This window comes from Citrobacter sp. RHBSTW-00887, from assembly GCF_013728095.1.
Lineage (GTDB): Bacteria > Pseudomonadota > Gammaproteobacteria > Enterobacterales > Enterobacteriaceae > Citrobacter > Citrobacter braakii.
Genome location: NZ_CP056267.1, coordinates 4,236,652 through 4,251,546, shown reverse-complemented (window position 1 = coordinate 4,251,546; position 14,895 = coordinate 4,236,652). Strand labels below are relative to the sequence as shown.

Annotated in this window: 13 protein-coding genes, 1 tRNA gene and 2 rRNA genes; 7 read left to right on the top strand and 9 right to left on the bottom strand. The window is 51.9% G+C overall.

The window, feature by feature from the left end; translation table 11 throughout:
- Positions 1 to 30 precede the first annotated feature (30 nt).
- Both rof and HV314_RS20410 read right to left on the bottom strand, forming a co-directional pair.
- The gene (gene rof, locus HV314_RS20415; RefSeq protein ID WP_016151773.1) at positions 31 to 291 is read right to left on the bottom strand and encodes a Rho-binding antiterminator; all 261 of its coding nucleotides are present in this window, start codon (positions 289 to 291) and stop codon (positions 31 to 33) included.
- The gene (locus HV314_RS20410) at positions 278 to 478 is read right to left on the bottom strand and encodes a YaeP family protein (protein ID WP_003018499.1); all 201 of its coding nucleotides are present in this window, start codon (positions 476 to 478) and stop codon (positions 278 to 280) included. The genes rof and HV314_RS20410 overlap by 14 nt, the downstream gene beginning before the upstream one ends.
- A gap of 188 nt (positions 479 to 666) precedes the next feature.
- Between HV314_RS20410 and HV314_RS20405 the strand changes: the two genes are divergently transcribed.
- The 3 genes from HV314_RS20405 to nlpE are packed head-to-tail and all read left to right on the top strand — an operon-like array spanning position 667 to position 2,363.
- Positions 667 to 1,212 carry a YaeQ family protein gene (locus HV314_RS20405; protein ID WP_046275338.1) on the top strand — a complete coding sequence of 182 codons (546 nt, stop codon included), beginning with the start codon at positions 667 to 669 and terminating at the stop codon, positions 1,210 to 1,212.
- Complete coding sequence (gene arfB, locus HV314_RS20400) at positions 1,209 to 1,631, top strand: alternative ribosome rescue aminoacyl-tRNA hydrolase ArfB (protein WP_016151775.1); 423 nt, start codon at positions 1,209 to 1,211, stop codon at positions 1,629 to 1,631. The genes HV314_RS20405 and arfB overlap by 4 nt, the downstream gene beginning before the upstream one ends.
- 30 nt (positions 1,632 to 1,661) lie before the next feature.
- Entirely contained in the window at positions 1,662 to 2,363 is a 702-nt protein-coding gene (gene nlpE, locus HV314_RS20395; protein ID WP_087121852.1) for an envelope stress response activation lipoprotein NlpE, read from the top strand.
- 47 nt (positions 2,364 to 2,410) lie between these two features.
- On the opposite strand, the gene HV314_RS20390 is transcribed toward nlpE, so the two are convergent.
- The 7 genes from HV314_RS20390 to metN all read right to left on the bottom strand — a co-directional run bounded on the left by HV314_RS20390 (position 2,411) and on the right by metN (position 8,882).
- Positions 2,411 to 3,235, bottom strand: coding sequence for a YaeF family permuted papain-like enzyme (locus HV314_RS20390; RefSeq protein ID WP_047358506.1), 825 nt, complete (start codon positions 3,233 to 3,235; stop codon positions 2,411 to 2,413).
- A 52-nt stretch (positions 3,236 to 3,287) separates the two neighbouring features.
- On the bottom strand, positions 3,288 to 5,006 hold the full coding sequence (proS, locus tag HV314_RS20385) for a proline--tRNA ligase (RefSeq protein WP_016151778.1): 1,719 nt from the start codon (positions 5,004 to 5,006) through the stop codon (positions 3,288 to 3,290).
- A 113-nt stretch (positions 5,007 to 5,119) separates the two neighbouring features.
- Positions 5,120 to 5,827: a tRNA (N6-threonylcarbamoyladenosine(37)-N6)-methyltransferase TrmO gene (gene tsaA / locus HV314_RS20380; protein ID WP_047417110.1), complete on the bottom strand. Its 708-nt coding sequence runs from the start codon at positions 5,825 to 5,827 to the stop codon at positions 5,120 to 5,122.
- Complete coding sequence (rcsF, locus tag HV314_RS20375) at positions 5,824 to 6,228, bottom strand: Rcs stress response system protein RcsF (protein WP_016151780.1); 405 nt, start codon at positions 6,226 to 6,228, stop codon at positions 5,824 to 5,826. Before rcsF ends, tsaA begins: the two co-directional genes overlap by 4 nt.
- A 116-nt stretch (positions 6,229 to 6,344) precedes the next feature.
- Complete coding sequence (metQ, locus tag HV314_RS20370; protein ID WP_006686809.1) at positions 6,345 to 7,160, bottom strand: methionine ABC transporter substrate-binding lipoprotein MetQ; 816 nt, start codon at positions 7,158 to 7,160, stop codon at positions 6,345 to 6,347.
- A gap of 44 nt (positions 7,161 to 7,204) precedes the next feature.
- Positions 7,205 to 7,858 carry a methionine ABC transporter permease MetI gene (locus tag HV314_RS20365; protein ID WP_016151781.1) on the bottom strand — a complete coding sequence of 218 codons (654 nt, stop codon included), beginning with the start codon at positions 7,856 to 7,858 and terminating at the stop codon, positions 7,205 to 7,207.
- Positions 7,851 to 8,882, bottom strand: a complete 1,032-nt coding sequence (gene metN / locus HV314_RS20360; RefSeq protein WP_016151782.1) for a methionine ABC transporter ATP-binding protein MetN — start codon at positions 8,880 to 8,882, stop codon at positions 7,851 to 7,853. Before metN ends, HV314_RS20365 begins: the two co-directional genes overlap by 8 nt.
- Before the next feature lie 189 nt (positions 8,883 to 9,071).
- On the opposite strand from metN, the gene gmhB reads away from it, so the two are divergent.
- From gmhB to HV314_RS20340, 4 genes are all read left to right on the top strand, one after another.
- On the top strand, positions 9,072 to 9,638 hold the full coding sequence (gene gmhB, locus HV314_RS20355; protein ID WP_016151783.1) for a D-glycero-beta-D-manno-heptose 1,7-bisphosphate 7-phosphatase: 567 nt from the start codon (positions 9,072 to 9,074) through the stop codon (positions 9,636 to 9,638).
- A gap of 364 nt (positions 9,639 to 10,002) precedes the next feature.
- A 16S ribosomal RNA gene (locus tag HV314_RS20350) occupies positions 10,003 to 11,544 on the top strand.
- A gap of 85 nt (positions 11,545 to 11,629) precedes the next feature.
- Positions 11,630 to 11,705: transfer RNA gene (locus tag HV314_RS20345), tRNA-Glu, on the top strand.
- Positions 11,706 to 11,924: 219 nt separating this feature from the next.
- Positions 11,925 to 14,831: ribosomal RNA gene (locus HV314_RS20340) — 23S ribosomal RNA — on the top strand.
- Together the 16S and 23S rRNA genes with 1 tRNA gene alongside form the textbook arrangement of a ribosomal RNA operon.
- Positions 14,832 to 14,895: the final 64 nt, after the last annotated feature.

Sequence of the window (14,895 nt, the reverse complement as noted above, 5' to 3'; positions counted from 1 at the left end):
TCATTTAGGCCTGATAAGGTGCAAGAAAAGTTAAGATTCGCTGACGACCACGGTACCGATTTGCGGGTGGCTGAAGCTGGCAATTTTATCGAGACGAAGCTCCCGGATTTCACCTGCGACATCTGCGACCAGATACTCCACGTTTTTGCGTGAAACCAGGTCATTCGCTTTCGCCTGCAAAACTTCGCCATCTTTTAGCGCCAGCGTCAGTAACAAATGGTTCTGGCAGGCGAGTTCAAGATTGTCGTAATCATCACAATTGATGGGTTGATACGTTTCATTCATTGACATAATCGCTCACCAGTAAGTTGGCGGCAGCATAGGCCGCTTTTTCCCTGACCGACTCTGGAAGGGCGCTGTCTGCCGCCACTTCATTAAGCACCTTCAATACGCAACCCAGCGCATCCGGGATATACCCTAAGTCTCCGCTGGCGATTTCCGCGTACCGCTTGCGTATTAACTCACAATATTTTTCCACATGCCCTCCTGTCAGCACTCTGACTTAACCGTGGATGCAAGTCTAAGCCTACGAAGATAAACTCTGTTTAGCAAGGTGACTATACCATACTCATTCAAGCAATATCAGCGCCTTGATTGAGGAGCTGTTAGCAGCCTTTTGCCGCGGTTTTCGCTACAATGAGCGCCTGATTCGAAAGGAGTTCTCTCATGGCGCTTAAAGCGACAATTTATAAAGCCGTCGTCAACGTAGCGGATCTCGACCGCAACCAGTTCCTTGACGCGGCCTTGACGCTGGCGCGTCATCCCTCTGAAACCCAGGAGCGCATGATGCTGCGCCTGCTGGCCTGGATTAAATATGCCGATGAACGGCTGCAGTTCACGCGTGGCCTGAGTGCTGAAGACGAGCCTGAAGCATGGCTGCGTAACGACCATCTGGGCATCGATCTCTGGATTGAACTGGGTCTGCCGGATGAGCGTCGTATTAAAAAAGCCTGTACCCAGTCTGGTGAGGTTGCTCTGTTTACTTACAACAGCCGTGCGGCCCAGATCTGGTGGCAGCAAAACCAGAACAAGTGTGCGCAGTTTAAAAATCTCACCGTGTGGTATCTGGATGATGAACAGTTGGCGCAACTGAGTGATTTTGCTGGTCGTACAATGGCGCTGCAGGCAACTATCCAGGATGGCGCTATCTGGCTGTCTGATTCTCAGAACAATCTGGAAATTCATCTGACCGCGTGGCAGCCGCGTTCATGATTGTTATCTCCCGAAACGTCTCTATCCCTGACAGTGAGCTGGAAATCACGGCGATTCGGGCACAGGGCGCGGGCGGTCAGCACGTTAACAAGACCTCCACGGCTATCCATTTGCGCTTTGACATTCGGGCCTCAGGCCTGCCAGAGTATTACAAGGAACGTCTGCTGGCCGCCAGCCATCATCTGATTAGCAGCGATGGCGTTATTATCATTAAGGCGCAGGAATACCGTAGCCAGGAGCTAAATCGGGAAGCGGCAATCTCCCGACTGGTGGCGGTGATAAAAGAATTAACCGCGGTGCAAAAAAGCCGACAGGCAACACGTCCAACGCGCGCCTCGAAAGAGCGCAGGTTGTCATCGAAGGCGCAAAAATCCACAGTGAAAGCACTGCGTGGGAGAGTTCGTCGAACGCAAGACTGACGAGCGGGAATAAAAAATTATAAGGAATTCATAGTGAAAACAGCAATATTGTCCGTGGTCGCTGCATGCACGCTTTTTTCCTTGATCGGCTGTAACAACCGTACTGAAGTCGATGTACTACAGCCGACGCGGGCGGCAGAATTAAAACCGATGCAGCAAAGCTGGCGTGGCATTTTGCCTTGCGCGGACTGCGAAGGAATTGAAACCTCTCTGTTCCTGGAAAAAGACGGCACATGGGTGATGAACGAACGCTATCAGGGCGTGCGGGATGAACCGTCCTCCTTTGCCTCTTATGGTACATGGGCGCGCACTGCCGATAAGCTGGTGCTGACTGACAGCAAAGGTGAAAAGTCGTACTACCGGGCAAAAGGTGAAGCGCTGGAGATGCTCGATCGTGAAGGTAACCCGATTGAGTCACAGTTCAACTACACGCTTGAGCCAGTTTCCGCCAGCTTACCGGTGACGCCAATGCCGATGCGGGGGATGTACTTCTATATGGCTGACGCGGCAACCTTCACTGATTGTGCGACGGGTAAAAGAGTCTCTGTCGCGAACAATGCACAACTGGAGCGAGATTATCTGACTGCGCGTGGTGCAACGGATAAGGCAGTTCTGCTTACTGTGGAAGGGCACTTCACGATGGAAGAAAATCCTGATACGGGCACACCAGTGAAAACCTTAAGAGCGGATAAAGAAATTAAGTTTATCCCTGGCCAGAGTTGCGATGATTAATCTGCAGCTTATAAAAACTGTCCGGCGATCGCCCGGACAGTTTTTCCTTATCGGATCAATCCAACAAAACGGCTGGTTTTGATATAAATCCCTAACTTCAGGTGGCCGATATACTGTAGCTGCGTTTCAGACTTAAACGCGGAAATGTCACCTTCGCGCATATGCATCAGGTCGGAAGGGCTAATCCAACCCGGCTGCGCCATTGTTAGCGGGTGCCCGGCTGTGGCAAACGCATCGGTTACGAATTCGGAGCAAAACCACGCCTTCTTTTCTCCTTCACTGGTATTGTTCAACTGTGCTTTTGCCAGCCCGCTGACGCATTGCTGGCGAAAATCCTCTGAGAAAGGATTCAATGAACATATTTGCCGGGTCACCATAAACGGAATAAATTCGACGATGCCGCGGTAGTTATAGCCGCTATCTTTGATTTTATAAGCGAATGTTTTGATTTCTTCGGCCTGCTGCGGTGTGAGGTTGGGGACCCGCAGAGCAAAAAGCTTATCGCTGTGATTTTCAGCCTTTTTGAGCGAAATGATTTGTACTCCCGCCCCGGTCGCTTCGGCAACTTCATTATCGCCAAGGTAAACGGCGACATGGCTGACAGAAGAGGTGCTGAACGCGCGAATACCAAATGAGGTCACCCCAAGACTAGAGGAAAACAGCAGGTCGCCCGGCCTGAGGTCGGTATCCGTAATTTCATGCAGCGCTTGATCGGTAAATGAGCTTTGATGCTGGAGTTTTACCTCCCATTTCTTTGCCTGGGCATCAACAGCCGTTGCTGATGAATTTTGCTGACTGACGTCAATCGTGCAGGCTGAAAGCAGAAGACCGAAGGGGAGGAGCAGGCGGTAATACGCCGTTGATTTAGCCATTTTATACAATCCATGTAAAAAAGGCCCTGATCCTCAGGGCCTTATGCTGGTATTAGCCTTTAATAGCTTTGACCAGGTAGTCGACGATGTCGCCGGTTTTAATCAGCTCTTTCTCGCCGTTACGACGGTATTTGTATTCGATATCGTCGTTGTCGAGGTTACGATCGCCCAGCACGATGGTATGCGGAATACCGATGAGCTCCATATCAGCAAACATCACGCCTGGACGCTCTTTACGATCGTCCATCAGCACTTCAATACCCTGCGCGCGCAGCTCCGCGTACAGCTTTTCAGCCAGCTCCTGCACACGGTAGGATTTGTGCATGTTCATCGGCAGAATAGCAACCTGGAACGGGGCAATGGCGTCTGGCCATACAATGCCGCGATCGTCGTAGTTCTGTTCAATCGCAGCAGCCACAACGCGAGTGACCCCGATACCGTAGCAGCCCATGGTCAGCGTCTGGTTACGACCATCTTCTCCCTGAACGGCGGCTTTCATCGCTTCAGAGTACTTGGTACCCAACTGGAAGATGTGGCCCACTTCGATACCGCGTTTGATCATCAGCGTACCTTTGCCATCCGGGCTTGGATCGCCGGCGACCACGTTACGAATGTCAGCCACTTCCGGGGTGGCCACATCGCGATCCCAGTTGATACCGAAATAGTGTTTACCGTCGATGTTGGCACCGGCAGCAAAATCGCTCATTACCGCAACGGTACGGTCGATAACCACCGGAATCGGCATGTTCACCGGACCCAGAGATCCTGGACCTGCTTTAACCAGCGCACGAATTTCTTCTTCGGTGGCGAAGGTCAGCGGGCTGGCAACCTGCGGCAGTTTTTCCGCCTTGACTTCGTTCAGCTCGTGATCGCCACGAACCAGCAGCGCAACCAGCGGGTAGCTGCTGCCTTCAACCGCTTTCACCAGCAGTGTTTTCACGGTTTTCTCGATAGGCAGGTTGAATTGTTCAACCAGCTCGGCGATGGTTTTAGCGTTCGGCGTATCAACCAGCGTCATTTCCTGCGTTGCAGCGGCGCGCGGTTCTTTCGGTGCAACAGCTTCGGCAAACTCGATGTTTGCCGCATAGTCGGAAGAGTCAGAGAAGATCACATCGTCTTCACCGCTCTGCGCCAGCACCTGGAATTCGTGAGAGGCGCTGCCGCCGATAGAACCGGTATCCGCTTGTACCGCACGGAAATCCAGCCCCATACGGCTGAAGATTTTGCTGTACGCAGCGTACATCGCGTCGTAGGTTTCCTGCAGAGATTCCTGAGAAGTGTGGAAAGAGTAGGCATCTTTCATCAGGAATTCACGGGAACGCATCACGCCGAAGCGCGGACGTACTTCGTCACGGAATTTGGTCTGGATCTGATAGAAGTTCAGCGGCAGCTGTTTGTAAGAGCTCAGCTCATTACGGATCAGGTCGGTGATCACTTCTTCATGCGTTGGGCCGAGTACGAACGAACGATCGCCACGGTCAGCAATACGCAGCAGTTCCGGGCCGTATTGTTCCCAACGGCCGCTCTCTTCCCACAGTTCAGAAGGCTGAACGACCGGCATCAACACCTCGATCGCACCGGCGTTGTTCATCTCTTCACGCACGATGTTTTCGACTTTTTTCAGGACGCGCACGCCGGTCGGCAGCCAGGTATATAACCCGGAGGCCAGCTTGCGGATCATCCCGGCGCGCAGCATCAGCTGGTGGCTGATGACCTCGGCGTCGGCAGGTGTCTCCTTCAGAGTGGAGAGCAGATATTGGCTAGTACGCATGTTGTTACGGTTCCAGTTGAACGATCGAACAGGCTCAAAATGAGCCTGGCACAAAACAAAAGTGGTTTAGTTTACCAGCGAGAAGGGGATGTCAAAAGAGTACGCGATGCAAATTAGCGGGCTTCCAGAGCAAAGACCTCAAATCCTGACGGCGTCACGCGCCAGCGGACGTTAAAGTCCAGCAACCAGACGGCATAGGTTTTGCCTTCTTCCTCGTTTTTACGGTAGGCAGGACGCGGATCCTGCGCCAGCACTTCGGCAATAAACTGACGAAGATGCGGGTAACGCTGTTCGAGCTTTGGTAGTTGCTCAGCGAGCTCTTCACTGAACGTCACGTCTACACTGGCCTGCGGCGCGTCCTGAGCATAGCTGGCGCGAGCATCAGGCAGCGATTCGGCAAACGGCAGATACGGTTTTATATCCACTACCGGCGTGCCATCAACAAGATCCAGCCCGCCGAGCTCAAGGATTACGTGCTCTTTATGGCAACGTATGCCCCGCAGCTCAACCAACGACATGCCAACAGGGTTCGGACGAAACGTTGAACGCGTGGCAAAGACGCCCATTCTGGCGTTGCCGCCAAGACGGGGAGGGCGCACGGTTGGACGCCATCCACCTTCCATTGTCTGGTGAAAAACAAAAATCACCCACAAATGGCTGAAGGCTTCCAGGCCGCGAACGGCATCGGCCTGGTTATAAGGTGCGAGCAAATGCAGTTCACCGCTGGCACTTTTCACCAGACCTGGCTGGCGTGGAACGGCGAACTTTTCTTTATAAGGTGAGCGGATAACGCCTATTTGCTCGAACTGAAAATGGCTCATTTCGCCGAAATGTTCAGTGCAGAACCGATGCAAACCGCCTGGCGATAGCAACCCGGCGTTCCGCTGGTTACTTCACAACTGTGCAGCAATACCGCATTTGCTTTCATTTTAGATGCGTTAATCTGCATGCGTTTGCGTGCGGTTGGAATGCTCGGCGGTGAATCCTGGTTGGATGCCTGGCAGGATTCGCCGCTGACTTCGCCGAGATCGCGGAACGGTTTGCCAACTAAATCTTCAGCGTTAGTAATGATTCTTACCGGCGCCGCGCGCGGTGCTTTGGGTTTTTCCGGCTCCGCTTTAGGCGGGGTAGCGGTGCTTTGAACGGGTTCAACAGGGGATCTGCTTAACATAGAACAGCCGCTCAGCATGAGTGCTACTAAACAGATCGGTAAAGCACGCATAATATTTCCTCAATGAATGATCTAAACGTCAGATATTGAATCAGGTGCTTGCATAAATGACAAGACGGGCAAGCGCCCGTCCTGATGATATTACAGATTCTGGAAACAGCCTAAAATTACCAGCCCTTAACAGCACCGCCGTTGAAGACTTTGTTTGCTGCTTCGTACACTTCGTCAGACTGGTATGCCTGAACGAATTTCTTCACATTCTCAGCATCTTTATTGTCTTCACGAGTCACGATCAGGTTTACGTACGGAGAATCTTTATCTTCAACAAAGATACCGTCTTTAGCCGGGGTCAGGCCGATCTGGCTGGCGTAGGTCGTGTTGATGACCGCCAGTGCGATTTGTGCATCGTCCAGGGAACGCGGCAGCTGCGGCGCTTCCAGTTCAACCAGCTTCAGGTTTTTCGGGTTTTCAATCACGTCCAGCGCGGTCGGCAGCAGACCAACACCGTCTTTCAGTTTGATTAAGCCCACTTTTTGCAGCAGCAGCAGGGAGCGGCCAAGGTTAGTCGGATCGTTTGGAATCGCGACCTGAGAGCCTTCCTGCAACTCATCCAGTGACTTGATTTTTTTAGAGTAGCCCGCAATCGGGTAAACAAAAGTATTACCTGCGGCAACCAGTTTGTAGCCGCGATCTTTGATCTGTTGATCCAGATACGGTTTGTGCTGGAAGGCGTTAGCATCAATATCGCCTTTGCTCAGTGCTTCATTAGGCAGGACGTAATCGTTAAATGTGACCAGCTCAACATCCAGACCGTATTTTTCTTTAGCCACTTTCTGCGCGACTTCTGCGACCTGCTGCTCTGCGCCAACAATAACGCCCACTTTGATGTGGTTAGGATCTTTTTCATCCTGACCGCAACCCACAAGTGCCAGAGAACCGATCAGGGCTCCAACTGCCGCAAAGGTTTTGAATTTGAACGCCATGCTTATTTCCTTTTCTTAATGAGTTTTTAGTGTTGTGTGCAACGTTATTTGTGCGTGACAGCCCGGACGATGCGATCACCGGATAACTGAATTAAATAAACCAGAATGACGAGCAATACCAGCACTGTATTCATGACGGTAGCGTTGTAGCCAATATAACCGTACTGATAACCAATCTGGCCAAGGCCACCGGCACCGACGGCACCGCCCATCGCGGAATACCCCACCAGCGTGATAAGGGTGATGGTGGCCGCATTGACCAGTCCAGGCAGTGCTTCTGGAAGTAATACCTTACGTACAATTTGCAGCGGCGTGGCGCCCATTGCACGGGAGGCTTCAATCAGCCCGGTCGGGATTTCGAGCAGCGCGTTTTCCACCATACGGGCGATAAACGGCGCGGCGCCGACGGTCAGCGGGACGATAGCGGCCTGCAGCCCAATAGAGGTGCCAACGATCATGCGGGTGAACGGAATCATCCACACCAGCAAGATAATGAACGGGATGGAACGGAAAATATTCACCAGTGCAGAGAGCGTGCGGTAGAGCTTCGCGTTCTCAATGATTTGCCCCGGCCGCGTTACGTACAGCAACACGCCAACCGGCAGGCCAATCACAAAACCAAAAAAACCGGACACAAAGGTCATTGCCAGCGTTTCCCATACGCCGCGAACCAGCAGCCACATCATCGGCTCAGACATAACCCAGTACCTCTACTTTTACATGGTGTTCCTGCAACCAGTTAATGGCTGCTTGTGTATCTTCCTGTGTGCCGTGCATTTCAGTCAGCATGATGCCGAACTTCACGCCGCCGGCGTAATCCATCTGCGCGCTAATAATGTTGTTATTCACGTTAAAGCGACGGGCCGTCTCAGAAAGTAATGGCGCATCAACCGAATGACCGGTGAATTCCATGCGCAGCATTGGCACGCTGTCGGCTTCTGGCTTTGCTTTTAAACGTTCCAGATAATCTTCCGGGATATCCAGGTGTAGCGTGGACTGGATAAATTTCTGTGCCAGCGGCGTTTTCGGGTGGGAGAACACTTCGCTGACGGTGTCCTGCTCAATCAGCTCACCATTACTGATGACCGCCACACAGTCACAAATGCGTTTTACAACGTCCATCTCATGGGTAATCAGCAGAATGGTGAGTCCCAAACGACGGTTAATGTCTTTCAATAATTCCAGAATCGAGCGGGTTGTTGCCGGATCAAGTGCGCTGGTGGCTTCATCACACAGCAACACTTTTGGATTGCTGGCCAGCGCACGCGCAATCGCCACTCGCTGTTTTTGTCCGCCGGAAAGGTTGGCCGGGTAGCTGTCGTGCTTGTCGCCAAGGCCGACTAAATCCAGCAGTTCTGTTACACGGCGTTTGATCTCTTCCTTTGGCGTGTTATCCAGTTCCAGCGGCAGCGCGACGTTGCCAAACACGGTACGGGAAGAGAGCAGGTTAAAGTGTTGGAAAATCATGCCGATTTGACGGCGAGCTTTAGTCAGCTCGGATTCAGAAAGCGTCGTCAGCTCCTGACCGCCAACCTGAACACTGCCTTCGGTTGGGCGTTCAAGTAAGTTAACGCAGCGAATGAGCGTACTTTTACCGGCACCGGAGGCGCCAATGACGCCATAAATCTGCCCGGCAGGAACGTGCAGGCTGACTTTATTTAGCGCCTGAATGGTGCGAGTCCCCTGCTGGAACACTTTGGTGATATTCGAAAGTTTAATCATTGGTTATTTATTATCGTAATTAAGTTAGCCGTGGCATTTTCGTCTGTCTGGGACGGTCGAAGCCGTCAACAAGATGGATGTTAAGGCATCCAGACGTCTAAATCAATCTAGCTTTGCACGATGAGCACTTTCTTGCCCGCCGAAACATGCGATACTAGAGCCACATGCCTTATTCAGGAGCTATAAAAGGTGGCAAAATCTGTACCCGCAATTTTTCTCGACCGCGACGGCACCATTAATGTGGACCACGGTTACGTACATGAGATTGACGAGTTCGAGTTTATCGACGGCGTTATTGATGCCATGCGTGAACTTAAAAATATGGGTTACGCGCTCATTATCGTGACAAACCAGTCTGGTATCGCTCGTGGCAAATTTACTGAGGCACAGTTTGAAACGTTGACCGAATGGATGGACTGGTCGCTGGCCGATCGCGACGTTGATTTGGATGGTATCTACTATTGCCCGCATCATCCGCAGGGCACAGTAGAAGAGTATCGTCAGGTCTGCGACTGTCGTAAACCGCATCCTGGAATGTTGATCTCCGCCCGAGACTTCCTGCATATCGATATGGCCGCTTCCTATATGGTAGGCGACAAGATAGAAGATATGCAGGCAGCGGCAGCGGCGAATGTTGGAACGAAGGTTCTGGTGCGCACGGGCAAACCTGTTACGCCGGAAGCAGAAAATGCGGCAGATTTGGTCATAAATAGTCTGGCAGACCTGCCAATGGCGATAAAAAAGCAGCAAAAGTAAGCGTAATGGATAAAAGATGAGCGGTTGAAACAAAAATGCATTTTACCGCTTGTCTTCCTGAGTCGACTCCCTATAATGCGCCTCCATCGACACGGCGGATGTGAATCACTTCACACAAACAGCCGGTTCGGTTGAAGAGAAAAACCTGAAAATGAGGGTTGACTCTGAAAGAGGAAAGCGTAATATACGCCACCTCGCGACAGAGCGCTAAAGCGCGTCGCAACTGCTCTTTAACAATTTATCAGACAATCTGTGTGGGCACTCGAAGATACGGATTCTTAACGTCGCAAGACGAAAAATGAATACCAAGTCTCTGAGTGAACACGTAATTCATTACGAAGTTTAATTCACGAGCATCAAACTTAAATTGAAGAGTTTGATCATGGCTCAGATTGAACGCTGGCGGCAGGCCTAACACATGCAAGTCGAACGGTAGCACAGAGGAGCTTGCTCCTTGGGTGACGAGTGGCGGACGGGTGAGTAATGTCTGGGAAACTGCCCGATGGAGGGGGATAACTACTGGAAACGGTAGCTAATACCGCATAACGTCGCAAGACCAAAGAGGGGGACCTTCGGGCCTCTTGCCATCGGATGTGCCCAGATGGGATTAGCTAGTAGGTGGGGTAACGGCTCACCTAGGCGACGATCCCTAGCTGGTCTGAGAGGATGACCAGCCACACTGGAACTGAGACACGGTCCAGACTCCTACGGGAGGCAGCAGTGGGGAATATTGCACAATGGGCGCAAGCCTGATGCAGCCATGCCGCGTGTATGAAGAAGGCCTTCGGGTTGTAAAGTACTTTCAGCGAGGAGGAAGGTGTTGTGGTTAATAACCGCAGCAATTGACGTTACTCGCAGAAGAAGCACCGGCTAACTCCGTGCCAGCAGCCGCGGTAATACGGAGGGTGCAAGCGTTAATCGGAATTACTGGGCGTAAAGCGCACGCAGGCGGTCTGTCAAGTCGGATGTGAAATCCCCGGGCTCAACCTGGGAACTGCATCCGAAACTGGCAGGCTAGAGTCTTGTAGAGGGGGGTAGAATTCCAGGTGTAGCGGTGAAATGCGTAGAGATCTGGAGGAATACCGGTGGCGAAGGCGGCCCCCTGGACAAAGACTGACGCTCAGGTGCGAAAGCGTGGGGAGCAAACAGGATTAGATACCCTGGTAGTCCACGCCGTAAACGATGTCGACTTGGAGGTTGTGCCCTTGAGGCGTGGCTTCCGGAGCTAACGCGTTAAGTCGACCGCCTGGGGAGTACGGCCGCAAGGTTAAAACTCAAATGAATTGACGGGGGCCCGCACAAGCGGTGGAGCATGTGGTTTAATTCGATGCAACGCGAAGAACCTTACCTACTCTTGACATCCACGGAACTTGGCAGAGATGCCTTGGTGCCTTCGGGAACCGTGAGACAGGTGCTGCATGGCTGTCGTCAGCTCGTGTTGTGAAATGTTGGGTTAAGTCCCGCAACGAGCGCAACCCTTATCCTTTGTTGCCAGCGATTCGGTCGGGAACTCAAAGGAGACTGCCAGTGATAAACTGGAGGAAGGTGGGGATGACGTCAAGTCATCATGGCCCTTACGAGTAGGGCTACACACGTGCTACAATGGCATATACAAAGAGAAGCGACCTCGCGAGAGCAAGCGGACCTCATAAAGTATGTCGTAGTCCGGATTGGAGTCTGCAACTCGACTCCATGAAGTCGGAATCGCTAGTAATCGTGGATCAGAATGCCACGGTGAATACGTTCCCGGGCCTTGTACACACCGCCCGTCACACCATGGGAGTGGGTTGCAAAAGAAGTAGGTAGCTTAACCTTCGGGAGGGCGCTTACCACTTTGTGATTCATGACTGGGGTGAAGTCGTAACAAGGTAACCGTAGGGGAACCTGCGGTTGGATCACCTCCTTACCTTAAAGAAACGTTCTTTGTAGTGCTCACACAGATTGTCTGATGAAAAGTAAATAGCAAGGCGTCTTTCGATTGAGACTTCAGTGTCCCCTTCGTCTAGAGGCCCAGGACACCGCCCTTTCACGGCGGTAACAGGGGTTCGAATCCCCTAGGGGACGCCACTTGCTGGTATGTGTGAGTGAAAGTCGCCGACCGAAGTATCTCAAAACAGACTTTCGAGTCTCGTTTGAGATATTTGCTCTTTAAAAATCTGGATCAAGCTGAAAATTGAAACGACACACTGTTTCATTTCTCCGTAATAAGAAATGAAAAGCGGTGTGTCCGAGTCTCTCAAATTTTCGCAACACTGAAGTGTTTTACGAAACATCTTCGGGTTGTGAGGTTAAGCGACTAAGCGTACACGGTGGATGCCCTGGCAGTCAGAGGCGATGAAGGACGTGCTAATCTGCGATAAGCGTCGGTAAGGTGATATGAACCGTTATAACCGGCGATTTCCGAATGGGGAAACCCAGTGTGATTCGTCACACTATCATTACGTGAATACATAGCGTAATGAAGCGAACCGGGGGAACTGAAACATCTAAGTACCCCGAGGAAAAGAAATCAACCGAGATTCCCCCAGTAGCGGCGAGCGAACGGGGAGCAGCCCAGAGTCTGAATCAGCATGTGTGGTAGTGGAACGGTCTGGAAAGTCCGGCGATACAGGGTGACAGCCCCGTACACAAAAGTGCATGTGTTGTGAACTCGAAGAGTAGGGCGGGACACGTGGTATCCTGTCTGAATATGGGGGGACCATCCTCCAAGGCTAAATACTCCTGACTGACCGATAGTGAACCAGTACCGTGAGGGAAAGGCGAAAAGAACCCCGGCGAGGGGAGTGAAAAAGAACCTGAAACCGTGTACGTACAAGCAGTGGGAGCCTCTTTATGGGGTGACTGCGTACCTTTTGTATAATGGGTCAGCGACTTATATTCTGTAGCAAGGTTAACCGAATAGGGGAGCCGAAGGGAAACCGAGTCTTAACTGGGCGTTAAGTTGCAGGGTATAGACCCGAAACCCGGTGATCTAGCCATGGGCAGGTTGAAGGTTGGGTAACACTAACTGGAGGACCGAACCGACTAATGTTGAAAAATTAGCGGATGACTTGTGGCTGGGGGTGAAAGGCCAATCAAACCGGGAGATAGCTGGTTCTCCCCGAAAGCTATTTAGGTAGCGCCTCGTGAATTCATCTTCGGGGGTAGAGCACTGTTTCGGCTAGGGGGTCATCCCGACTTACCAACCCGATGCAAACTGCGAATACCGAAGAATGTTATCACGGGAGACACACGGCGGGTGCTAACGTCCGTCGTGAAGAGGGAAACAACCCAGACCGCCAGCTAAGGTCCCAAAGTCATGGTTAAGTGGGAAACGATGTGGGAAGGCACAGACAGCCAGGATGTTGGCTTAGAAGCAGCCATCATTTAAAGAAAGCGTAATAGCTCACTGGTCGAGTCGGCCTGCGCGGAAGATGTAACGGGGCTAAACCATGCACCGAAGCTGCGGCAGCGACACTATGTGTTGTTGGGTAGGGGAGCGTTCTGTAAGCCGTTGAAGGTGTGCTGTGAGGCATGCTGGAGGTATCAGAAGTGCGAATGCTGACATAAGTAACGATAATGCGGGTGAAAAACCCGCACGCCGGAAGACCAAGGGTTCCTGTCCAACGTTAATCGGGGCAGGGTGAGTCGACCCCTAAGGCGAGGCCGAAAGGCGTAGTCGATGGGAAACAGGTTAATATTCCTGTACTTGGTGTTACTGCGAAGGGGGGACGGAGAAGGCTATGTTAGCCGGGCGACGGTTGTCCCGGTTTAAGCATGTAGGCGGAGATTCCAGGTAAATCCGGAGTCTTGTTAACGCTGAGGTGTGATGACGAGGCACTACGGTGCTGAAGTAACAAATGCCCTGCTTCCAGGAAAAGCCTCTAAGCATCAGGTAACACAAAATCGTACCCCAAACCGACACAGGTGGTCAGGTAGAGAATACCAAGGCGCTTGAGAGAACTCGGGTGAAGGAACTAGGCAAAATGGTGCCGTAACTTCGGGAGAAGGCACGCTGATATGTAGGTGAAGTGATTTACTCATGGAGCTGAAATCAGTCGAAGATACCAGCTGGCTGCAACTGTTTATTAAAAACACAGCACTGTGCAAACACGAAAGTGGACGTATACGGTGTGACGCCTGCCCGGTGCCGGAAGGTTAATTGATGGGGTTATCCGTAAGGAGAAGCTCTTGATCGAAGCCCCGGTAAACGGCGGCCGTAACTATAACGGTCCTAAGGTAGCGAAATTCCTTGTCGGGTAAGTTCCGACCTGCACGAATGGCGTAATGATGGCCAGGCTGTCTCCACCCGAGACTCAGTGAAATTGAACTCGCTGTGAAGATGCAGTGTACCCGCGGCAAGACGGAAAGACCCCGTGAACCTTTACTATAGCTTGACACTGAACACTGGTCCTTGATGTGTAGGATAGGTGGGAGGCTTTGAAGTGTGGACGCCAGTCTGCATGGAGCCAACCTTGAAATACCACCCTTTAATGGCTGGTGTTCTAACGTAGACCCGTAATCCGGGTTGCGGACAGTGTCTGGTGGGTAGTTTGACTGGGGCGGTCTCCTCCTAAAGAGTAACGGAGGAGCACGAAGGTTAGCTAATCCTGGTCGGACATCAGGAGGTTAGTGCAAAGGCATAAGCTAGCTTGACTGCGAGAGTGACGGCTCGAGCAGGTGCGAAAGCAGGTCTTAGTGATCCGGTGGTTCTGAATGGAAGGGCCATCGCTCAACGGATAAAAGGTACTCCGGGGATAACAGGCTGATACCGCCCAAGAGTTCATATCGACGGCGGTGTTTGGCACCTCGATGTCGGCTCATCACATCCTGGGGCTGAAGTAGGTCCCAAGGGTATGGCTGTTCGCCATTTAAAGTGGTACGCGAGCTGGGTTTAGAACGTCGTGAGACAGTTCGGTCCCTATCTGCCGTGGGCGCTGGAGAATTGAGGGGGGCTGCTCCTAGTACGAGAGGACCGGAGTGGACGCATCACTGGTGTTCGGGTTGTCATGCCAATGGCATTGCCCGGTAGCTAAATGCGGAAGAGATAAGTGCTGAAAGCATCTAAGCACGAAACTTGCCCCGAGATGAGTTCTCCCTGACCCTTTAAGGGTCCTGAAGGAACGTTGAAGACGACGACGTTGATAGGTCGGGTGTGTAAGCGTAGCGATACGTTGAGCTAACCGATACTAATGAACCGTGAGGCTTAACCTTACAACGCCGAAGGTGTTTTGGCGAAAGAGACATCGAAATTCAGCTTGATTACAGATTATATCGA